Here is a 20,155-nt window from a genome sequence, read left to right as displayed (position 1 = left end):
CGAACTCAGCAGTGAAACGACGCATCGCCGATGGTAGTGTGGGGTTTCCCCATGTGAGAGTAGGTCATCGTCAAGCACCTATCCCAAAACCCCTGATCAGCCTGGCTGGTCGGGGGTTTTGCTTTGGTGCGCGGAAAAGCCGGAACGGCAGAAGCGCTCCCGGCGTAGGGCGCATAACGCCTACGGCGTTATCCGCCGTTTGGCCTTGGCTCCCGGCGGCTCCGGGGTTGGCCTGGGCGTTGGCTGTGGCCTCGGTGTATCGGCGGATAACCGCGAACGGTTATTCGCCCTACGGCTTGCCCTGGGCCGGTCATGGCGATGGGTATCGCTTCGCTCAACGCCATCCTACGAGGGTACGTCCTGCACCCGTAGGAGCGGACCTTGTCCGCGATGCCGGCGGTCCCGGCGCGATTCGCGGATAAGATCCGCTCCTACGCCGCCCCACCTGCGCCATTCCCCCTGTAGGAGCGCGCCCTGCGCGCGAATCGCGGGCTACAAAGGCATCTCCTGTCATTTCGCTCGCCGCTAGTGCATAGGCAAGCGGAAAGCGCCTCTATATCATGCGTGCCTTATTGTGGCGGGACGCGATATGCAGACATTGCTGAAACTACTGGGCGATGGACGATTCCATTCCGGCGAGGAGTTGGGGGCGGCGCTGGGTGTCAGCCGTAGTGCCGTCTGGAAACGCCTGCAGGGCCTGGAGAGCGAGTTCGGGCTGGAGGTGCAATCCGTGCGCGGCCGTGGCTATCGCCTGGCCGAGCCGTTGATGGCCATCGATCCGCAACAGGTCCGGGCGCCCTGGCCTCTGGACGTGCTGTTCTCGGTCGATTCGACCAATGCCGAAGTCATGCGCCGACTGGATGCCGGCGCCGCCACGCCCTTCGCCGTGGTGGCCGAGCGGCAGACGGCGGGAAGGGGGCGGCGCGGGCGCGCCTGGGTGAGTCCGTTCGGCGCCAACCTTTATTGCACCCTGGGCATCTCTGTGAGGGGAGGGCCCAAGGAGCTGGAAGGGCTGAGTCTGGTCGTCGGCCTTGCCGTGGTGCGCGCCATCCAGTCGCTCGGCATCGCCGGTGTCGGCCTGAAGTGGCCGAACGACATTCTGCTCGATGGCAAGAAGCTGGCCGGCATTCTCCTGGAGTTGACCGGCGACCCTGCAGACCTGTGCAGCGTGGCCATCGGCATAGGCATCAATGTGAACATGCGTGCCGCGGAAGGCATCGACCAGCCCTGGACGTCCTTGCGCGAAGCCGCGGGGCGCCCGGTGGATCGCAACGAACTGCTCGCCGCGCTGAGCCGGGAATTGGAGTGGCACCTGGCCCGTCATCGCGAGCAGGGCTTTGCGGCCAGCCAGCGGGAGTGGGAGTCCTTCCATCTGTGGCAGGGGCGCGAAGTCGTGCTTTCGACCGCTGCCAAGCACATCGTCGGCCGCGCCTTGGGGATCGACGAGCAGGGGGCGTTACGCCTCGAGGTCGATGGCGTGGAAAGCCGCTTCAGCGGGGGCGAGTTGAGTCTGAGGTTGTCTGATGATTCTTGAACTGGACTGTGGCAATAGCCTGATCAAATGGCGGGTGATCCGCTCCGCCGGGTTGGCGGCCGTTGCCTCCGGCGTCGCGGATTCCGATGCTGCGCTGCTCGAGCGGCTGCGCGGCTGCGAGGGGCTCGCGCTTCGTCATTGCCGTCTGGTCAGCGTGCGCAGCGAACAGGAAACGGCGTCGCTCGTGCAGGCGTTGAGCGAGGCTTTCGGCATAGACGCGAGCATCGCACAGCCGGCCGAGGTCCTGGCCGGTGTCCGCAATGGCTATCGCGACTACCAGCGCCTCGGCCTGGATCGCTGGGTGGCTCTGGTGGCTGGCTACAAATTGGCGGGTGGTGCGTGCCTGGTGCTCGATCTGGGCACCGCGGTGACCTCCGACCTGGTGGATGCCGCCGGGCAGCATCTGGGGGGCTATATCTGCCCAGGCATGCCGTTGATGCGCAGCCAACTGCGCACCCATACCCGGCGTATCCGTTACGACGACGCAGCGGCTCGCGAAGCCTTGCAGGGGCTCTCGCCGGGGCGCGAGACCGCGGAAGCGGTGGAGCGGGGCTGCCTGTTGATGCTGCGCGGTTTCGTGCGCGAGCAATATCAGTTGGCCTGCGAGTTGCTCGGCGGCGACTGCGCCGTGTTCCTCACCGGCGGAGATGCCGAGCTGGTCAGGGATGAGCTGCCCCAGGCGCGAATCCTTCCCGACCTGGTCTTTACCGGCCTGGCCATCGCCTGCCCGCTGGAGTAATACCCCTCATGCGTTGGTTCTTTCTGTTCCTCCTGGTGCTGAACGCCTTCTACTTCATCTGGCATCAGCAGCAGACGCCCTTGCGGGCGAAAGAAATCGCGCCTCTGAGCCTGTACCGCGGCGAGCAGAAGAACATTCGCCTGCTCAGCGAGTCGCCGGAGTCCGCGCAGCGGCGTCAGTCGGAGATGGCCGGGGCGCCGCCGGCGCAGGAGAGTGCGTGCCTCTATTTCGGTCCCTTCTCCGACGAGAACCGGGCCAAGGCGCTCGAGCAGCGCCTCACCAGTCTCGACGTGCATGTGAGCCGGCAGAAGATCGACGCCGCCGCCGGAACCGACTACTGGGTCTACCTGCCGCCGTTGGCCTCGCGCCAGGCTTCGCTCTGGCAACTGCGTGAGCTGCAGGCGCGCAAGATCGACAGCTACATCATCACCGAGGGCGACCTCGCCGATGGCATTTCCCTGGGGATCTTCCAGAACGAGGATTCGGCCAACGCGGTCGTCGAGCGCCTGAAGACCGCCGGGTACGATGCCCTGGTGCGGGAGCTGGGGCGCAATCGTCATGATTTCTGGGTGCAGATCGCTCCCGAGAGCCGGCGCCTGGCGGACGATAGCCTGCTGCGCCAACTGCTCGTGGACTTCCCGGAATTGCAAAGGCAAACAATGCCATGCAAAAGCGTTGCAACCGCCGAATAGTTTGCATAGAATGGCGCCCGCTTCGTAGGGGGGACCTGAAAGGGGAATTTCACGAAGTCGTTGTCGAAGAGCTAAGCTCAAGTTTTTAAAGAAAAAACTGTTGACAACGCGGTGGCAGACTGTAGAATGCCGCCTCACTCGGAGGGGTTCCCGAGCGGCCAAAGGGATCAGACTGTAAATCTGACGTCTCAGACTTCGAAGGTTCGAATCCTTCCCCCTCCACCAGTTTCAAGCGTGAGCGTCAGGCTCCGCGGGTATAGTTCAGTGGTAGAACCTCAGCCTTCCAAGCTGATGATGCGGGTTCGATTCCCGCTACCCGCTCCAGACTTGCTGCTTATGTTTGCTCATGTAGCTCAGCTGGTAGAGCACACCCTTGGTAAGGGTGAGGTCAGCGGTTCAAATCCGCTCATGAGCTCCACTTAACAAAGGCAGATATGAAAGTATCTGCCTTTGTTTTATCGGTGATACGGCTTTCTCAATTCCTAGTGGGAGACGGTCAAAATGGCTAAAGAGAAGTTTGAACGTAACAAACCGCACGTCAACGTCGGCACCATCGGCCACGTCGACCACGGTAAGACCACTCTGACCGCTGCTCTGACCAAGGTCTGCTCCGAGACCTGGGGTGGCTCCGCTCGCGCCTTCGACCAGATCGACAACGCGCCGGAAGAGAAAGCCCGTGGTATCACCATCAACACTTCGCACGTCGAATACGACTCGCCGGTACGCCACTACGCTCACGTAGACTGCCCGGGCCACGCCGACTACGTGAAGAACATGATCACCGGTGCTGCCCAGATGGACGGCGCAATCTTGGTTTGCTCGGCTGCCGACGGCCCCATGCCGCAGACTCGCGAGCACATCCTGCTGTCCCGTCAGGTAGGCGTTCCCTACATCGTCGTGTTCCTGAACAAGGCCGACATGGTTGACGACGCCGAGCTGCTGGAACTGGTCGAGATGGAAGTTCGCGACCTGCTGAACACCTACGATTTCCCGGGCGACGACACTCCGATCGTGATCGGTTCCGCGCTGATGGCCCTGAACGGCCAGGACGACAACGAGATGGGCGTTTCCGCCGTGCGCAAGCTGGTGGAAACCCTGGACTCCTACATCCCCGAGCCGGTTCGTGCCATCGACCAGCCGTTCCTGATGCCGATCGAAGACGTGTTCTCGATCTCCGGCCGCGGCACCGTGGTAACCGGTCGTGTCGAGCGCGGTATCGTCAAGGTCCAGGAAGAAGTGGAAATCGTCGGCATCCGTCCGACCACCAAGACCACCTGCACCGGCGTTGAAATGTTCCGCAAGCTGCTCGACGAAGGTCGTGCTGGCGAGAACGTCGGCGTCCTGCTGCGCGGCACCAAGCGTGAAGACGTAGAGCGTGGCCAGGTTCTGGCCAAGCCGGGCACCATCAAGCCGCACACCAAGTTCGAGTGCGAAGTGTACGTGCTGTCCAAGGAAGAAGGTGGTCGTCACACCCCGTTCTTCAAGGGCTACCGTCCGCAGTTCTACTTCCGTACCACCGACGTGACCGGCAACTGCGAGCTGCCGGAAGGCGTCGAGATGGTAATGCCGGGTGACAACGTCAAGATGACCGTCACCCTGATCGCCCCGATCGCCATGGAAGACGGCCTGCGCTTCGCTATCCGCGAAGGCGGTCGTACCGTTGGCGCCGGCGTGGTTGCCAAGATCATCGAATAATCGATTGATCTTTCCCTCTCAGGCCGGCATAATGGTCGGCCTGACTTTGTTCTAGGCCAGTAGCTCAATTGGCAGAGCGGCGGTCTCCAAAACCGCAGGTTGGGGGTTCGATTCCCTCCTGGCCTGCCAAATTTCTCGACGGAATTTGGCATTTCTTCAACGGGATTCCCAGCAGATGAATGCGAAGGCAGAAGCCAACGAGTCGCGTTTTGACATCTTGAAGTGGCTCTTGGTCGCAGTGGTTGTCGTGGTCGGCGTCGTCGCCAACCAGTATTACTCCGCTCAACCGCTCCTCTATCGCGTGCTCGGTATCCTGGTTCTTGCGGCTGTAGCTGGCTTCGTGGCCCTGCAGACCGTCAAGGGTCGTGCTTTCTTCACCCTGGCGAAAGAGGCGCGTGCCGAGATTCGCAAGGTCGTATGGCCGACTCGCCAAGAAACGACTCAGACCACTATGATCGTGGTCGCTGTAGTGCTGGTTATGGCGCTGCTGCTGTGGGGGCTCGACTCCCTGCTGGGTTGGTTGGTTTCCATGATCGTAGGTTAAGGGTGTTCCGTGGCTAAGCGTTGGTACGTAGTGCATGCCTACTCGGGTTACGAGAAGCATGTCATGCGCTCGCTGATCGAGCGGGTCAAGCTGGCCGGCATGGAAGACGAGTTCGGCGAGATTCTGGTTCCCACGGAAGAAGTCGTGGAAATGCGTAACGGCCAGAAGCGCAAGAGCGAGCGCAAGTTCTTCCCCGGCTATGTGCTGGTCCAGATGGAAATGAACGAGGGTACCTGGCACCTGGTCAAGGACACTCCTCGCGTCATGGGCTTCATCGGCGGTACCGCCGACAAGCCGGCTCCGATCACCGACAAGGAGGCCGAGGCCATCCTGCGTCGTGTCGCCGACAGCGGCGACAAGCCCAAGCCGAAGACGCTCTTCGAGCCGGGCGAAACCGTTCGCGTCATCGACGGTCCCTTCGCGGACTTCAATGGCGTGGTTGAAGAGGTCAACTACGAAAAGAGCCGGATCCAGGTCGCAGTGCTCATTTTCGGTCGCTCTACCCCGGTAGAGCTGGAGTTCAGCCAAGTCGAGAAAGTCTGACTTGCACAATGCATCCCACACCCCGCAGCCATAGGCTGCGGGGTTTTGTCGTCCTTGGGATAAACGCGAAAGCAACCGGGGAGCCCTTGTGGCGCTAGAACCCGTAACTGGAGTAGCACATGGCTAAGAAAATTCAGGCTTACATCAAGCTGCAGGTAAAGGCTGGTCAAGCCAACCCGTCGCCGCCGGTCGGTCCCGCTCTGGGCCAGCACGGCGTGAACATCATGGAGTTCTGCAAGGCGTTCAACGCCAAGACCCAGGGCATGGAGCCCGGTCTGCCGACTCCGGTGATCATCACTGTTTACAGCGACCGCAGCTTCACCTTCGAAACCAAGAGCACCCCGGCTTCGGTACTGCTGAAGAAAGCTGCTGGCATCAGCAGCGGCTCCAGCCGTCCGAACAGCCAGAAAGTGGGCACCGTTACCCGTGCTCAGCTGGAAGAGATCGCCAAGACCAAGCAGGCCGATCTGACCGCAGCTGACATGGATGCGGCCGTGCGTACCATCGCCGGCTCCGCGCGTAGCATGGGCCTCAACGTGGAGGGTGTGTAATGGCTAAGCTGACCAAGCGCCAAAAGGCTATCGCCGAGAAAATCGAAGCCGGCAAGCAATACGGCTTCGAAGACGCCGCCAAACTGCTGGCCGAGCTGTCGACCATCAAGTTCAAGGAGTCCGTGGACATCGCCATCAACCTGGGCGTCGATCCGCGTAAATCCGACCAGGTCGTTCGTGGTGCCACCGTTCTGCCGAACGGCACCGGCAAGAGCGTCCGCGTTGCCGTCTTCACCCAGGGCCCGGCTGCCGAAGCCGCTCTGGCTGCAGGCGCCGACAAGGTCGGTATGGACGAGCTGGCTGCCGAGATGAAGGCCGGCGACCTGAACTACGACGTGGTCATCGCCTCCCCGGACGCGATGCGCGTTGTCGGTCAGCTGGGTCAGGTTCTCGGCCCGCGCGGCCTGATGCCGAACCCGAAAGTCGGTACCGTGACCCCGGACGTAGCCACTGCCGTGAAGAACGCCAAGGCTGGTCAGGTTCGCTTCCGTACCGACAAGAACGGCATCATCCACGCCTCCGTTGGCAAGATCGATTTCGAGCCGGTCAAGCTGAAGCAGAACGTCGAAGCTCTGCTGGCTGACCTGAAGCGCCTGAAGCCCGCCTCCTCGAAGGGCGTGTACGTTCAGCGCGTGACCCTGAGCACCACCATGGGCCCGGGTCTGCAGATCGATCAGGCTTCCCTGGAAGGCTGATAGGACAAAGTCGGGTGGTGGGCCTGGCCCATCACCCGCAGGTATTGGGGTCCCTGCCTGGCGGGGGCTGTCCAAGACCGTAGGCGGCGCAAGCCTTAAACCACAAGCCTACGCAGATGGTGCTCCCGATTCGTTAACCGGATCAGACACCAAAACGCCGTCCGGCTCCGGCTGGACGAAACGGTAACATCCAGGAGTAAACCCGTGGCAATTAAACTCGAAGACAAGAAGGCCATCGTCGCTGAAGTCAACGAGGCTGCCAAAGCCGGTCTGTCCGCTGTCGTGGCTGATGCCCGTGGCGTGACCGTCGGCGCAATGACCGGACTCCGTAAAGAGGCCCGCGCAGCTGGTGTGTACGTGAAAGTCGTACGTAACACCCTGCTCAAGCGCGCCGTTGAAGGCACTCAGTTCGAAGTGCTCAACGACACGTTCAAGGGCCCGACCCTGATTGCTTTCTCCAACGAACATCCGGGCGCTGCCGCCCGTATCTTCAAGGAGTTCGCCAAGGGTCAGGACAAGTTCGAGATCAAGGCGGCCGCGTTCGAGGGTCAATTCCTCGCAGCCAATCAGATCGACGTTCTGGCGACCCTGCCGACCTACAACGAAGCCGTTGCACAGCTGATGAGCGTGATCCAAGGCGCCACCAGCAAGCTGGCTCGTACTCTGGCGGCTATTCGCGACCAGAAAGAAGCCGCCGCTGCCTAAGGCAACCGGTACGCTTTCAAACCTTTTTTGTTTAATCGATGGCGCGAGCGCCGTCACCCAATACAGGAATTAGAGTCATGGCTCTGACCAACGAAGACATCATCAACGCCGTATCCGAAATGTCCGTCATGCAGATCGTTGAACTGATCAAGGCGATGGAAGAGAAGTTCGGCGTTACCGCTGCTGCCGCTGTTGCCGCTGGCCCGGCTGTTGCCGCTGCCGCTGCCGAAGAGCAGACCGAGTTCACCATCGTCCTGGCCGAAGCCGGCGACAAGAAAGTGAACGTGATCAAGGTCGTTCGTGAACTGACCGGCCTGGGCCTGAAAGAAGCCAAGGCTGTCGTTGACGGCGCCCCGGGCGTGGTCAAGGAAGGCGCTTCGAAAGAAGAGGCCGAAGCTGCCAAGAAAGCCCTGGAAGAAGCTGGCGCCAAGGTCGAGCTCAAGTAAGCTCGCCCCTTGCGTCTACAGCCCGAGCGTCAAGCGACAGGCTGATGGCTGGTGGCTTTTGCCACCGGCCTTTTTCCGTTCTGGGTGGGGTGCCGACAGGCCCCTTCCCATAACGGAAAACTCCCACCCTCAGGGGTGGCGCAAACGCCAGGTTTGCACGATTTTTCGGCTGCTCCCGTGGGAGAGGCCAAACAAGCAGGTGACCAAGCTGGGGAACGCTGATGGCTTACTCATACACTGAGAAAAAACGTATCCGCAAGGACTTTAGCAAGTTGCCGGACGTCATGGATGTGCCGTATTTGCTGGCCATCCAGCTGGATTCCTATCGCGAATTCCTGCAGGCAGGTGCAAGCAAGGATCAGATCCGCGACATCGGTCTGCATGCGGCCTTCAAGTCCGTTTTCCCGATTATCAGCTATTCCGGCAACGCTGCCCTGGAATACGTCGGTTATCGCCTGGGTGAGCCGGCCTTCGACGTCAAGGAGTGCGTGCTGCGCGGCGTGACCTTCGCCGTCCCGCTGCGGGTGAAAGTGCGCCTGATCATCTTCGACAAAGAGTCGTCGAGCAAAGCGATCAAGGACATCAAGGAACAGGAAGTCTACATGGGGGAAATCCCCCTGATGACCGAGAACGGTACCTTCATCATCAACGGTACCGAGCGCGTCATCGTTTCCCAGCTGCACCGTTCCCCGGGTGTGTTCTTCGACCACGACCGTGGCAAGACCCACAGCTCCGGCAAGCTGCTGTACTCCGCGCGCATCATTCCTTACCGCGGTTCCTGGCTGGACTTCGAATTCGATCCGAAGGACTGCGTGTTCGTCCGTATCGACCGTCGCCGCAAGCTGCCGGCGTCCGTCCTGCTGCGCGCGCTGGGCTATAGCACCGAGGAGATCCTCGATGCCTTCTACGCGACCAACGTCTACCACATCAAGGGCGAAGGTCTGCGTCTGGAGCTGGTGCCGCACCGTCTGCGCGGCGAGATCGCCAGCTTCGACATCAAGGATGCCGCCGGCAAGGTCATCGTCGAAGCGGGCCGCCGTATCACCGCACGCCACATCAACCAGCTGGAAAAGGCTGGCATCACCGAGCTGGAAGTGCCCTTCGACTACCTCATTGGCCGTACCGTGGCCAAGGCTGTCGTGCACCCGGCTACCGGCGAGATCATCGCCGAGTGCAACACCGAGCTGACCGTCGACGTCCTGGCGAAGATCGCCAAGGCCCAGGTCGTGCGCCTGGAAACCCTGTACACCAACGACATCGACTGCGGTCCGTTCATCTCCGACACGCTGAAGATCGACTCCACCGGCAACCAGCTGGAAGCCCTGGTCGAGATCTACCGCATGATGCGTCCCGGCGAGCCGCCGACCAAGGAAGCCGCAGAGACCCTGTTCGGCAACCTGTTCTTCAGCGCCGAGCGCTACGACCTGTCCGCCGTTGGCCGCATGAAGTTCAACCGCCGCATCGGCCGCAGCGAGATCGAAGGTCCGGGCGTGCTGAGCAAGGAAGACATCGTCGACGTACTGCGCACCCTGGTCGACATCCGTAACGGCAAGGGCATCGTCGACGACATCGACCACCTGGGCAACCGTCGCGTCCGCTGCGTCGGCGAGATGGCCGAGAACCAGTTCCGCGTTGGCCTGGTGCGCGTCGAGCGCGCGGTCAAGGAACGCCTGTCCATGGCCGAAAGCGAAGGCCTGATGCCGCAGGACCTGATCAACGCCAAGCCGGTGGCCGCCGCGATCAAGGAGTTCTTCGGTTCCAGCCAGCTGTCGCAGTTCATGGACCAGAACAACCCGCTCTCCGAGATCACCCACAAGCGCCGTGTCTCCGCACTCGGCCCGGGCGGTCTGACCCGTGAGCGCGCGGGCTTCGAGGTTCGTGACGTACACCCGACCCACTACGGCCGCGTGTGCCCGATCGAAACCCCCGAAGGTCCGAACATCGGCCTGATCAACTCCCTGGCGACCTACGCCCGTACCAACAAGTACGGCTTCCTGGAAAGCCCGTACCGCGTGGTGAAGGAAGGCCTGGTCAGCGACGAGATCGTGTTCCTCTCCGCCATCGAAGAGGCCGACCACGTGATAGCCCAGGCCTCCGCGACCCTGGACGCCAAGGGCCGCCTGATCGACGAGCTGGTCGCCGTACGTCACCTGAACGAATTCACCGTGAAGGCGCCGGAAGACGTCACCCTCATGGACGTATCGCCGAAGCAGGTCGTTTCCGTCGCTGCCTCGCTGATTCCGTTCCTCGAGCACGACGACGCCAACCGTGCGCTCATGGGTTCGAACATGCAGCGTCAGGCCGTTCCGACCCTGCGCGCCGACAAGCCGCTGGTGGGCACCGGCATGGAGCGCAACGTCGCCCGTGACTCCGGCGTCTGCGTGGTGGCTCGCCGCGGCGGTGTGATCGACTCGGTCGACGCCAGCCGTATCGTGGTGCGCGTGGCGGATGACGAGGTCGAGACCGGTGAAGCCGGCGTCGACATCTACAACCTGACCAAGTACACCCGTTCCAACCAGAACACCTGCATCAACCAGCGTCCGCTGGTCAGCAAGGGTGACGTGATCGCCCGCGGCGACATCCTCGCCGACGGTCCGTCCACCGACATGGGTGAACTGGCCCTGGGCCAGAACATGCGCGTCGCGTTCATGCCCTGGAACGGCTTCAACTTCGAAGACTCCATCTGCCTGTCCGAGCGCGTGGTCCAGGAGGATCGTTTCACCACGATCCACATCCAGGAACTGACCTGCGTCGCCCGTGACACCAAGCTCGGCCCAGAGGAAATCACCGCGGACATCCCGAACGTGGGCGAGGCCGCGCTGAACAAGCTGGACGAAGCCGGCATCGTCTACGTCGGCGCCGAAGTACAGGCCGGCGACATCCTGGTCGGCAAGGTCACCCCGAAAGGCGAGACCCAGCTGACTCCGGAAGAGAAGCTGCTGCGCGCGATCTTCGGTGAGAAGGCGTCCGACGTTAAGGACACCTCCCTGCGCGTGCCGACCGGCACCAAGGGCACCGTGATCGACGTCCAGGTCTTCACCCGCGACGGCGTGGAGCGCGACAGCCGCGCCCTGTCCATCGAGAAGATGCAGCTCGACGAGATCCGCAAGGACCTCAACGAGGAGTTCCGCATCGTCGAAGGCGCCACCTTCGAGCGTCTGCGTTCGGCCCTGGTCGGCGCCGTCGCCGATGGCGGCCCGGCGCTGAAGAAAGGCACCGAGATCACCGACGAGTACCTCGACGGTCTCGAGCGCGGCCAGTGGTTCAAGCTGCGCATGGCCGAAGACGCCCTGAACGAGCAGCTGGAGAAGGCCCAGGCCTACCTCAGCGACCGCCGTCAGATGCTCGACGACAAGTTCGAGGACAAGAAGCGCAAGCTGCAGCAGGGCGACGACCTGGCTCCGGGCGTGCTGAAGATCGTCAAGGTCTACCTCGCCATCAAGCGCCGCATCCAGCCGGGCGACAAGATGGCCGGCCGCCACGGTAACAAGGGTGTGGTCTCGGTGATCATGCCGGTCGAAGACATGCCGCACGACGCCAACGGCACGCCGGTGGACATCGTTCTGAACCCGCTGGGCGTACCCTCGCGTATGAACGTCGGTCAGATCCTCGAAACCCACCTGGGCCTCGCGGCCAAGGGCCTGGGCGAGAAGATCAACCGCATGCTCGAAGAGCAGCGCAAGATCGCCGAGCTGCGCCAGTTCCTGAACGAGATCTACAACGAGATCGGTGGCCGCCAGGAGAACCTGGAAGAGCTGTCCGATAACGAGATCGTCGCTCTGGCCAACAACCTCAAGGGCGGCGTGCCCATGGCTACCCCGGTGTTCGACGGTGCCAAGGAGCGCGAGATCAAGGCCATGCTGAAGCTGGCCGACCTGCCGGAGAGCGGCCAGATGCGCCTGTTCGACGGCCGCACCGGCAACCAGTTCGAGCGTCCGACCACCGTCGGCTACATGTACATGCTCAAACTGAACCACCTGGTCGATGACAAGATGCACGCACGTTCCACCGGCTCCTACAGCCTGGTCACCCAGCAGCCGCTGGGTGGCAAGGCGCAGTTCGGTGGCCAGCGTTTCGGGGAGATGGAGGTCTGGGCGCTGGAAGCCTACGGCGCCGCCTACACCCTGCAGGAAATGCTGACCGTGAAGTCGGACGACGTGAACGGCCGTACCAAGATGTACAAGAACATCGTGGACGGGGATCACCGCATGGAGGCCGGCATGCCCGAGTCCTTCAACGTGCTGATCAAAGAGATCCGCTCGCTCGGCATCGATATCGAACTGGAAACCGAATAACACGTGACGATAAACGGTGCGGCGGCTAGCCGCCGCACCGGGTCCGTGAGGAGGAAAGGCCTTGAAAGACTTGCTCAATCTGTTGAAAAACCAGGGTCAAATCGAGGAGTTCGATGCCATCCGTATTGGTCTGGCCTCGCCCGAGATGATTCGTTCCTGGTCGTTCGGCGAAGTTAAGAAGCCGGAGACCATCAACTACCGTACCTTCAAGCCGGAGCGCGATGGCCTGTTCTGCGCCAAGATCTTCGGCCCGGTGAAGGACTACGAGTGCCTGTGCGGTAAGTACAAGCGCCTGAAGCACCGCGGTGTGATCTGCGAGAAGTGCGGCGTCGAAGTCGCCCTGGCCAAGGTGCGCCGCGAGCGCATGGGCCACATCGAGCTGGCCTCGCCGGTCGCCCACATCTGGTTCCTGAAGTCCCTGCCGTCCCGTATCGGCCTGCTGCTGGACATGACCCTGCGTGACATCGAGCGCGTGCTCTATTTCGAGAGCTACGTGGTGATCGACCCGGGCATGACTACCCTGGAGAAGGGCCAGCTGCTGAACGACGAGCAGTACTTCGAGGCCCTCGAAGAGTTCGGTGACGACTTCGACGCGCGCATGGGCGCCGAGGCCGTTCGCGAGCTGCTCAACCAGATCGACCTGGAGCACGAGATCGGCCGCCTGCGCGAAGAGATTCCGCAGACCAACTCGGAAACCAAGATCAAGAAGCTGTCCAAGCGTCTGAAGCTGATGGAAGCCTTCCAGGGCTCCGGCAACCATCCGGAGTGGATGGTGCTGACCGTCCTGCCGGTGCTGCCGCCGGACCTGCGTCCGCTGGTTCCGCTGGATGGCGGCCGCTTCGCGACTTCGGATCTGAACGATCTGTACCGCCGGGTGATCAACCGTAACAACCGTCTGAAGCGCCTGCTCGACCTGGCCGCTCCGGACATCATCGTGCGCAACGAAAAGCGCATGCTGCAGGAAGCCGTCGACGCCCTGCTGGACAACGGCCGCCGCGGTCGCGCCATCACCGGCTCGAACAAGCGCCCGCTGAAGTCCCTGGCCGACATGATCAAGGGCAAGCAAGGTCGCTTCCGTCAGAACCTGCTCGGCAAGCGCGTGGACTACTCCGGTCGTTCGGTAATTACCGTCGGCCCGACCCTGCGCCTGCACCAGTGCGGCCTGCCGAAGAAGATGGCCCTCGAGCTGTTCAAGCCGTTCATCTTCGGCAAGCTCGAAGCCCGTGGCATGGCCACCACCATCAAGGCCGCGAAGAAGATGGTCGAGCGCGAACTGCCCGAGGTCTGGGACGTTCTCGCCGAAGTCATCCGCGAACACCCCGTGCTGCTGAACCGTGCGCCGACCCTGCACCGTCTGGGTATCCAGGCGTTCGAGCCGGTGCTCATCGAAGGCAAGGCGATCCAGCTGCACCCGCTGGTGTGCGCGGCGTACAACGCCGACTTCGACGGTGACCAGATGGCCGTCCACGTTCCGCTGACCCTCGAGGCCCAGCTGGAAGCGCGCGCGCTGATGATGTCGACCAACAACATCCTCTCGCCCGCCAACGGCGAGCCGATCATCGTGCCGTCGCAGGACGTGGTGATGGGTCTGTACTACATGACCCGTGAAGCCATCAACGCCAAGGGCGAGGGCATGGCCTTCGCCGACCTGCAGGAAGTCGACCGCGCATACCGCAGCGGCCAGGTGTCCCTGCACGCCCGCGTGAAAGTACGGATCAACGAGAAGATCAAGAACGAAGACGGCAGCCTGACCGCCAACACCCGTATCGTCGACTCCACCGTCGGCCGCGCCCTGCTGTTCCAGGTCGTGCCGGCAGGCCTGCCGTACGACGTGGTCAACCAGCCGATGAAGAAGAAGGCGATCTCCAAGCTGATCAACCACTGCTACCGCGTGGTGGGTCTGAAGGACACCGTCATCTTCGCCGACCAACTGATGTACACCGGCTTCGCCTACTCGACCATCTCCGGCGTCTCGATCGGCGTGAACGACTTCGTCATCCCGGACGAGAAGGCGCGCATCATCAATGCCGCCACCGAGGAAGTGAAGGAGATCGAGACCCAGTACGCCTCCGGCCTGGTAACCCAGGGCGAGAAGTACAACAAGGTGATCGACCTCTGGTCCAAGGCCAACGACGAAGTGTCCAAGGCGATGATGGCCAACCTCTCGAAAGAGAAGGTCATCGACCGCGAGGGCAAGGAAGTCGACCAGGAGTCCTTCAACTCCATGTACATGATGGCGGACTCCGGTGCGCGGGGTTCCGCGGCCCAGATCCGTCAGCTGGCCGGTATGCGTGGCCTGATGGCCAAGCCGGACGGCTCGATCATCGAGACCCCCATCACCGCGAACTTCCGTGAAGGCCTGAACGTACTCCAGTACTTCATCTCCACCCACGGTGCTCGTAAAGGCCTGGCGGATACCGCACTGAAGACCGCGAACTCCGGTTACCTGACCCGTCGCCTGGTCGACGTGGCCCAGGACCTGGTGGTGACCGAGATCGACTGCGGCACCGAGCACGGCCTGCTGATGTCGCCGCACATCGAAGGCGGCGACGTGGTGGAACCGCTGGGCGAGCGCGTGCTCGGCCGTGTGGTCGCGCGCGACGTGTTCAAGCCCGGTGGCGACGACGTCATCGTGCCGGCCGGCACCCTGATCGACGAGAAGTGGGTCGATTTCCTCGAGCAGATGAGCGTCGACGAAGTCCTGGTCCGTTCGCCGATCACCTGCGAAACCCGTCACGGCATCTGCTCCAAGTGCTACGGCCGCGATCTGGCCCGTGGTCACCAGGTGAACATCGGTGAAGCGGTCGGCGTCATCGCCGCGCAGTCGATCGGTGAGCCGGGTACCCAGCTGACCATGCGTACCTTCCACATCGGTGGTGCGGCCAGCCGGACCTCCGCCGTGGACAACGTCCAGGTGAAGAACGGCGGTACCATCCGCCTGCACAACCTGAAGCACGTCGAGCGTGCCGACGGCGCGCTGGTGGCGGTTTCCCGTTCCGGCGAGCTGGCCGTGGCCGACGACTTCGGTCGCGAGCGCGAGCGCTACAAGCTGCCTTACGGCGCCGTGATCTCCGTGAAGGAAGGTGACAAGGTCGACCCGGGCGCCATCGTCGCCAAGTGGGACCCGCACACCCACCCGATCGTCACCGAAGTGGACGGTACCGTTGCCTTCGCCGGCATGGAAGAGAACATCACCGTCAAGCGCCAGACCGACGAACTCACCGGTCTGACCAACATCGAGGTGATGGATCCGAAAGACCGTCCGGCTTCCGGCAAGGACATCCGTCCGGCGGTGAAGCTGATCGACGCCGCAGGCAAGGACCTGCTGCTGCCGGGCACCGACGTGCCGGCACAGTACTTCCTGCCCGCCAACGCCCTGGTCAACCTGACCGACGGCGCCAAGGTGCGCGTGGGTGACGTGGTTGCACGTATCCCGCAGGAAACCTCGAAGACCCGCGACATCACCGGTGGTCTGCCGCGCGTTGCCGACCTGTTCGAGGCTCGTCGTCCGAAAGAGCCTTCGATCCTGGCGGAAATCAGCGGCACCATCTCCTTCGGCAAGGAAACCAAGGGCAAGCGCCGCCTGGTCATCACGCCGAACGACGGTAGCGATCCGTACGAGGAGCTGATTCCGAAGTGGCGTCACCTGAACGTGTTCGAAGGCGAACAGGTGAACCGCGGCGAAGTCATCTCCGACGGCCCGAGCAACCCGCACGACATCCTCCGTCTGCTGGGCGTCAGCTCGCTGGCCAAGTACATCGTCAACGAGATCCAGGACGTGTACCGCCTGCAGGGCGTGAAGATCAACGACAAGCACATCGAGACCATCCTGCGGCAGATGCTGCGCAAGGTCGAAGTGGCCGAGTCGGGCGACTCCTCCTTCATCAAGGGCGACCAGGTCGAACTGGTCCAGGTGCTGGAAGAGAACGAAGTACTGGCCACCGTGGACAAGTTCCCGGCCAAGTACGAGCGCGTCCTGCTGGGTATCACCAAGGCCTCGCTGTCGACCGAGTCGTTCATCTCCGCGGCTTCCTTCCAGGAGACCACCCGCGTCCTCACCGAGGCGGCGGTCACCGGCAAGCGCGACTTCCTGCGCGGCCTGAAGGAAAACGTGGTGGTCGGTCGTCTGATCCCGGCGGGTACCGGCCTTGCCTATCACAGCGAGCGCAAGCGTCAGCGCGAGCTCGGCAAACCGCAGCGCGTGAGCGCCAGCGAAGCCGAAGCAGCACTGGCCGAAGCGCTCAACCTGAGTGGCAATTAAGCCTTGAGCGAAGCCCCGGCTGTCCTGACAGCCGGGGCTTTGTCTTGACGGGGTGCTGGAAGCTCTTTAGTATTTTGTACCCCGAAAATTGGCAGGGCGCATGCTCTGCCATTTCGTTTAAGTGTCGTAAGACAATCAGTGGAGCTATAGATGGCAACTATCAACCAGCTGGTGCGTAAGCCGCGCAAGCGCATGGTCGACAAGAGCGACGTGCCGGCGCTGCAGAACTGCCCGCAACGTCGTGGCGTATGCACCCGCGTATACACCACCACGCCGAAAAAGCCGAACTCGGCACTGCGTAAGGTATGCCGTGTTCGCCTGACCAACGGCTACGAAGTCACTTCGTACATCGGTGGTGAAGGTCACAACCTGCAAGAGCACAGCGTAGTGCTGATCCGTGGCGGTCGTGTAAAGGACCTTCCGGGTGTGCGTTACCACACCGTGCGCGGTTCGCTGGACACCTCGGGTGTCAAAGACCGTAAGCAGGGTCGTTCCAAGTACGGCGCCAAGCGTCCGAAGTAATCGTTTTTTCCTATTTGCTGAGTCGATAAGAGTAAGGTCGGGCGCGTAACCAAAGTGTTGCAGTCCCGGGCTAACCTGAAGACCGTTTGAGGGCTTATCAATGCCAAGACGTCGTGTAGCGGCCAAACGTGAGATCCTGGCCGATCCGAAATACGGAAGCCAGATTCTGGCCAAGTTCATGAACCACGTGATGGAAAGCGGCAAGAAAGCCGTTGCCGAGCGTATCGTTTACGGTGCTCTGGACAAGGTCAAAGAGCGCAGTAAAGGTGACCCCCTGGAACTCTTCGAGAAAGCTCTCGACGCCATCGCTCCGCTGGTCGAAGTGAAGTCCCGCCGTGTCGGCGGTGCTACCTACCAGGTTCCGGTCGAAGTACGTCCGTCCCGTCGTAATGCCCTGGCCATGCGCTGGCTGGTGGACTACGCCCGCAAGCGCGGCGAGAAGTCCATGGCCCTGCGCCTCGCCGGCGAACTGCTGGATGCCGCCGAAGGCAAAGGCGCCGCCGTCAAGAAGCGTGAAGACGTGCACCGTATGGCTGAAGCCAACAAGGCCTTCTCCCACTACCGCTTCTAATCGCGGCTTCCATTCTTTTGCGAGGGCTTTATGGCTCGTACTACAGCAATTAACCGCTACCGGAACATTGGTATCTGCGCCCACGTCGACGCGGGCAAGACCACCACTACCGAGCGGATCCTGTTCTACACAGGTCTCAGCCACAAGATGGGTGAGGTACACGACGGCGCTGCTACCACCGACTGGATGGTGCAGGAGCAGGAGCGTGGTATCACCATCACCTCCGCTGCGATCACGACCTTCTGGGAAGGTTCGCGCGGCCAGTACGACAAGTACCGCGTAAACGTCATCGACACCCCCGGCCACGTAGACTTCACCATTGAAGTCGAGCGCTCCCTGCGCGTACTGGACGGTGCTGTCGTGGTGTTCTGCGGCACCTCCGGCGTTGAGCCGCAGTCCGAAACCGTATGGCGTCAGGCCAACAAGTACGGCGTTCCGCGTATCGTCTACGTGAACAAGATGGACCGCGCCGGCGCCAACTTCCTGCGCGTCGTCGGTCAGATCAAGAACCGCCTGGGCCACACCCCGGTCCCGGTTCAGCTGGCCATCGGTGCAGAAGATGACTTCCAGGGTCAGATCGACCTGATGAAGATGAAGGCCATCTACTGGAACGAAGACGACAAGGGCACCAGCTACCGCGAGGAAGAGATTCCCGCCGAGCTGCTGGACCTGGCCAACGAATGGCGCAACAACATGGTCGAGGCTGCTGCCGAGGCCAACGAAGAGCTGATGAACAAGTACCTGGAAGGCGGCGAGCTGTCGATCGAAGAGATCAAGGCCGGCCTGCGCCAGCGTACCATCGCCTGCGAAATCGTTCCGGCGGTCTGCGGTTCGTCCTTCAAGAACAAGGGCGTGCCCCTGGTTCTGGACGCCGTCATCGACTTCCTGCCTGCTCCGACCGAGATCCCGGCCATCCAGGGCGTCCACCCGGACAGCACCGATGACAACGAGATCCACGACGAGCGTCCGGCCGACGACAACGCTCCGTTCTCCGCTCTGGCGTTCAAGATCGCTACCGACCCGTTCGTCGGTACCCTGACCTTCGTCCGCGTCTACTCGGGCGTTCTGGAGTCCGGCCAGTCGGTCATCAACTCCGTGAAGGGCAAGAAAGAGCGCGTTGGTCGTATGGTGCAGATGCACGCCAACCAGCGTGACGAGATCAAGGAAGTGCGCGCTGGTGACATCGCGGCTCTGATCGGCATGAAGGACGTCACCACCGGTGACACCCTGTGCGACATCGAGAAGCCGATCATCCTCGAGCGCATGGACTTCCCGGAGCCGGTCATCTCGGTGGCTGTCGAGCCGAAGACCAAGGCTGACCAGGAGAAGATGGGCATCGCCCTCGGCAAGCTGGCCCAGGAAGACCCGTCGTTCCGCGTCAAGACCGACGAAGAAACCGGCCAGACCATCATCTCCGGTATGGGGGAGCTGCACCTGGACATCCTCGTCGACCGCATGAAGCGCGAGTTCGGCGTCGAGGCCAACATCGGCAAGCCGCAGGTTTCCTACCGCGAAACCATCTCCAAGGACAACGTCGAGATCGAAGGCAAGTTCGTTCGTCAGTCCGGTGGTCGCGGTCAGTTCGGTCACTGCTGGATCCGCTTCTCGACTCCGGATGTGGACGAGAAGGGCAACATCACCGAAGGCCTGGTGTTCACCAGCGAAGTCGTAGGTGGTGTGGTTCCGAAGGAATACATCCCGGCGATCCAGAAGGGCATCGAAGAGCAGATGAAGAACGGCGTCGTCGCCGGCTATCCGCTCATCGGCCTGAAGGCCACCGTGTTCGATGGTTCCTACCACGACGTCGACTCCAACGAGATGGCGTTCAAGATCGCTGCTTCCATGGCGACCAAGCAGCTGGCCCAGAAGGGCGGCGGCAAGGTGCTCGAGCCGATCATGAAAGTGGAAGTGGTGACTCCTGAGGACTACATGGGCGACGTGATGGGCGACCTGAACCGTCGTCGCGGTCTGATTCAGGGGATGGAAGACTCGGTTTCCGGTAAGGTTATCCGTGCCGAGGTTCCGCTGGGCGAGATGTTCGGTTATGCGACCGACGTACGTTCCATGTCCCAGGGTCGCGCGAGCTACTCCATGGAATTCTCCAAATACGCCGAAGCTCCGTCGAACATCGTCGAAGCGCTGGTTAAAAAACAAGCTTGATTCAGCCCTTTAAGTTAAGAGGTTACTGTCGTGGCTAAGGAAAAATTTGAACGTAACAAACCGCACGTCAACGTTGGCACCATCGGCCACGTCGACCACGGTAAGACCACTCTGACCGCTGCTCTGACCAAGGTCTGCTCCGAGACCTGGGGTGGCTCCGCTCGCGCCTTCGACCAGATCGACAACGCGCCGGAAGAGAAAG

General features: G+C 62.0%; 16 protein-coding genes, 4 tRNA genes and 1 rRNA gene. All 21 read left to right on the top strand.

Annotated elements, in window-relative coordinates; translation table 11 throughout:
• A 5S ribosomal RNA gene (gene rrf, locus QSJ95_RS33110) occupies positions 1-76 on the top strand; the annotation flags it as partial.
• Between the two features lie 513 nt (positions 77-589).
• Positions 590-1,534, top strand: a complete 945-nt coding sequence (birA, locus tag QSJ95_RS32045; protein WP_058071807.1) for a bifunctional biotin--[acetyl-CoA-carboxylase] ligase/biotin operon repressor BirA — start codon at positions 590-592, stop codon at positions 1,532-1,534.
• Entirely contained in the window at positions 1,524-2,273 is a 750-nt protein-coding gene (locus tag QSJ95_RS32040; RefSeq protein ID WP_285647743.1) for a pantothenate kinase, read from the top strand. The genes birA and QSJ95_RS32040 overlap by 11 nt, the downstream gene beginning before the upstream one ends.
• An 8-nt stretch (positions 2,274-2,281) precedes the next feature.
• Entirely contained in the window at positions 2,282-2,965 is a 684-nt protein-coding gene (locus tag QSJ95_RS32035) for an SPOR domain-containing protein (protein WP_043318881.1), read from the top strand.
• 140 nt (positions 2,966-3,105) lie between these two features.
• Positions 3,106-3,190, top strand: a tRNA-Tyr gene (locus tag QSJ95_RS32030).
• 25 nt (positions 3,191-3,215) lie between these two features.
• Positions 3,216-3,289: transfer RNA gene (locus tag QSJ95_RS32025), tRNA-Gly, on the top strand.
• 18 nt (positions 3,290-3,307) lie between these two features.
• Positions 3,308-3,383 (top strand) — tRNA-Thr (locus QSJ95_RS32020).
• Between the two features lie 83 nt (positions 3,384-3,466).
• Complete coding sequence (tuf, locus tag QSJ95_RS32015; RefSeq protein WP_009617114.1) at positions 3,467-4,660, top strand: elongation factor Tu; 1,194 nt, start codon at positions 3,467-3,469, stop codon at positions 4,658-4,660.
• 53 nt (positions 4,661-4,713) lie between these two features.
• Positions 4,714-4,789 (top strand) — tRNA-Trp (locus QSJ95_RS32010).
• 46 nt (positions 4,790-4,835) lie between these two features.
• Positions 4,836-5,204 carry a preprotein translocase subunit SecE gene (gene secE / locus QSJ95_RS32005; protein ID WP_009617115.1) on the top strand — a complete coding sequence of 123 codons (369 nt, stop codon included), beginning with the start codon at positions 4,836-4,838 and terminating at the stop codon, positions 5,202-5,204.
• Between the two features lie 9 nt (positions 5,205-5,213).
• Positions 5,214-5,747, top strand: coding sequence for a transcription termination/antitermination protein NusG (gene nusG / locus QSJ95_RS32000; RefSeq protein ID WP_009617117.1), 534 nt, complete (start codon positions 5,214-5,216; stop codon positions 5,745-5,747).
• 119 nt (positions 5,748-5,866) lie between these two features.
• Positions 5,867-6,298 (top strand): 50S ribosomal protein L11, encoded by a 432-nt coding sequence (gene rplK / locus QSJ95_RS31995; protein ID WP_009617119.1) that lies wholly within the window; start codon positions 5,867-5,869, stop codon positions 6,296-6,298.
• Complete coding sequence (rplA, locus tag QSJ95_RS31990; RefSeq protein ID WP_009617121.1) at positions 6,298-6,993, top strand: 50S ribosomal protein L1; 696 nt, start codon at positions 6,298-6,300, stop codon at positions 6,991-6,993. The genes rplK and rplA overlap by 1 nt, the downstream gene beginning before the upstream one ends.
• A 204-nt stretch (positions 6,994-7,197) precedes the next feature.
• Positions 7,198-7,698, top strand: a complete 501-nt coding sequence (gene rplJ, locus QSJ95_RS31985) for a 50S ribosomal protein L10 (protein WP_009617123.1) — start codon at positions 7,198-7,200, stop codon at positions 7,696-7,698.
• A 77-nt stretch (positions 7,699-7,775) separates the two neighbouring features.
• Positions 7,776-8,144, top strand: coding sequence for a 50S ribosomal protein L7/L12 (rplL, locus tag QSJ95_RS31980; protein WP_009617125.1), 369 nt, complete (start codon positions 7,776-7,778; stop codon positions 8,142-8,144).
• A gap of 221 nt (positions 8,145-8,365) precedes the next feature.
• Positions 8,366-12,439, top strand: coding sequence for a DNA-directed RNA polymerase subunit beta (rpoB, locus tag QSJ95_RS31975; protein ID WP_009617126.1), 4,074 nt, complete (start codon positions 8,366-8,368; stop codon positions 12,437-12,439).
• A 61-nt stretch (positions 12,440-12,500) separates the two neighbouring features.
• Positions 12,501-16,700 carry a DNA-directed RNA polymerase subunit beta' gene (gene rpoC / locus QSJ95_RS31970; protein WP_009617128.1) on the top strand — a complete coding sequence of 1,400 codons (4,200 nt, stop codon included), beginning with the start codon at positions 12,501-12,503 and terminating at the stop codon, positions 16,698-16,700.
• Between the two features lie 150 nt (positions 16,701-16,850).
• Positions 16,851-17,222: a 30S ribosomal protein S12 gene (rpsL, locus tag QSJ95_RS31965; protein ID WP_009617130.1), complete on the top strand. Its 372-nt coding sequence runs from the start codon at positions 16,851-16,853 to the stop codon at positions 17,220-17,222.
• Positions 17,223-17,322: 100 nt separating this feature from the next.
• Positions 17,323-17,793: a 30S ribosomal protein S7 gene (rpsG, locus tag QSJ95_RS31960; RefSeq protein ID WP_009617132.1), complete on the top strand. Its 471-nt coding sequence runs from the start codon at positions 17,323-17,325 to the stop codon at positions 17,791-17,793.
• 30 nt (positions 17,794-17,823) lie between these two features.
• The gene (gene fusA, locus QSJ95_RS31955; RefSeq protein ID WP_009617134.1) at positions 17,824-19,953 is read left to right on the top strand and encodes an elongation factor G; all 2,130 of its coding nucleotides are present in this window, start codon (positions 17,824-17,826) and stop codon (positions 19,951-19,953) included.
• A gap of 30 nt (positions 19,954-19,983) precedes the next feature.
• On the top strand, positions 19,984-20,155 hold a 172-nt coding region (locus QSJ95_RS31950), incomplete at its 3' end, for a GTP-binding protein (protein WP_243434909.1).

This window comes from Pseudomonas sp. NBRC 100443, from assembly GCF_030268185.1.
Classification (GTDB): Bacteria; Pseudomonadota; Gammaproteobacteria; order Pseudomonadales; family Pseudomonadaceae; genus Pseudomonas; species Pseudomonas citronellolis.
The sequence above is the reverse complement of the archived record's forward strand: the minus strand, read 5'-3'. Positions and strand labels throughout refer to the sequence as shown.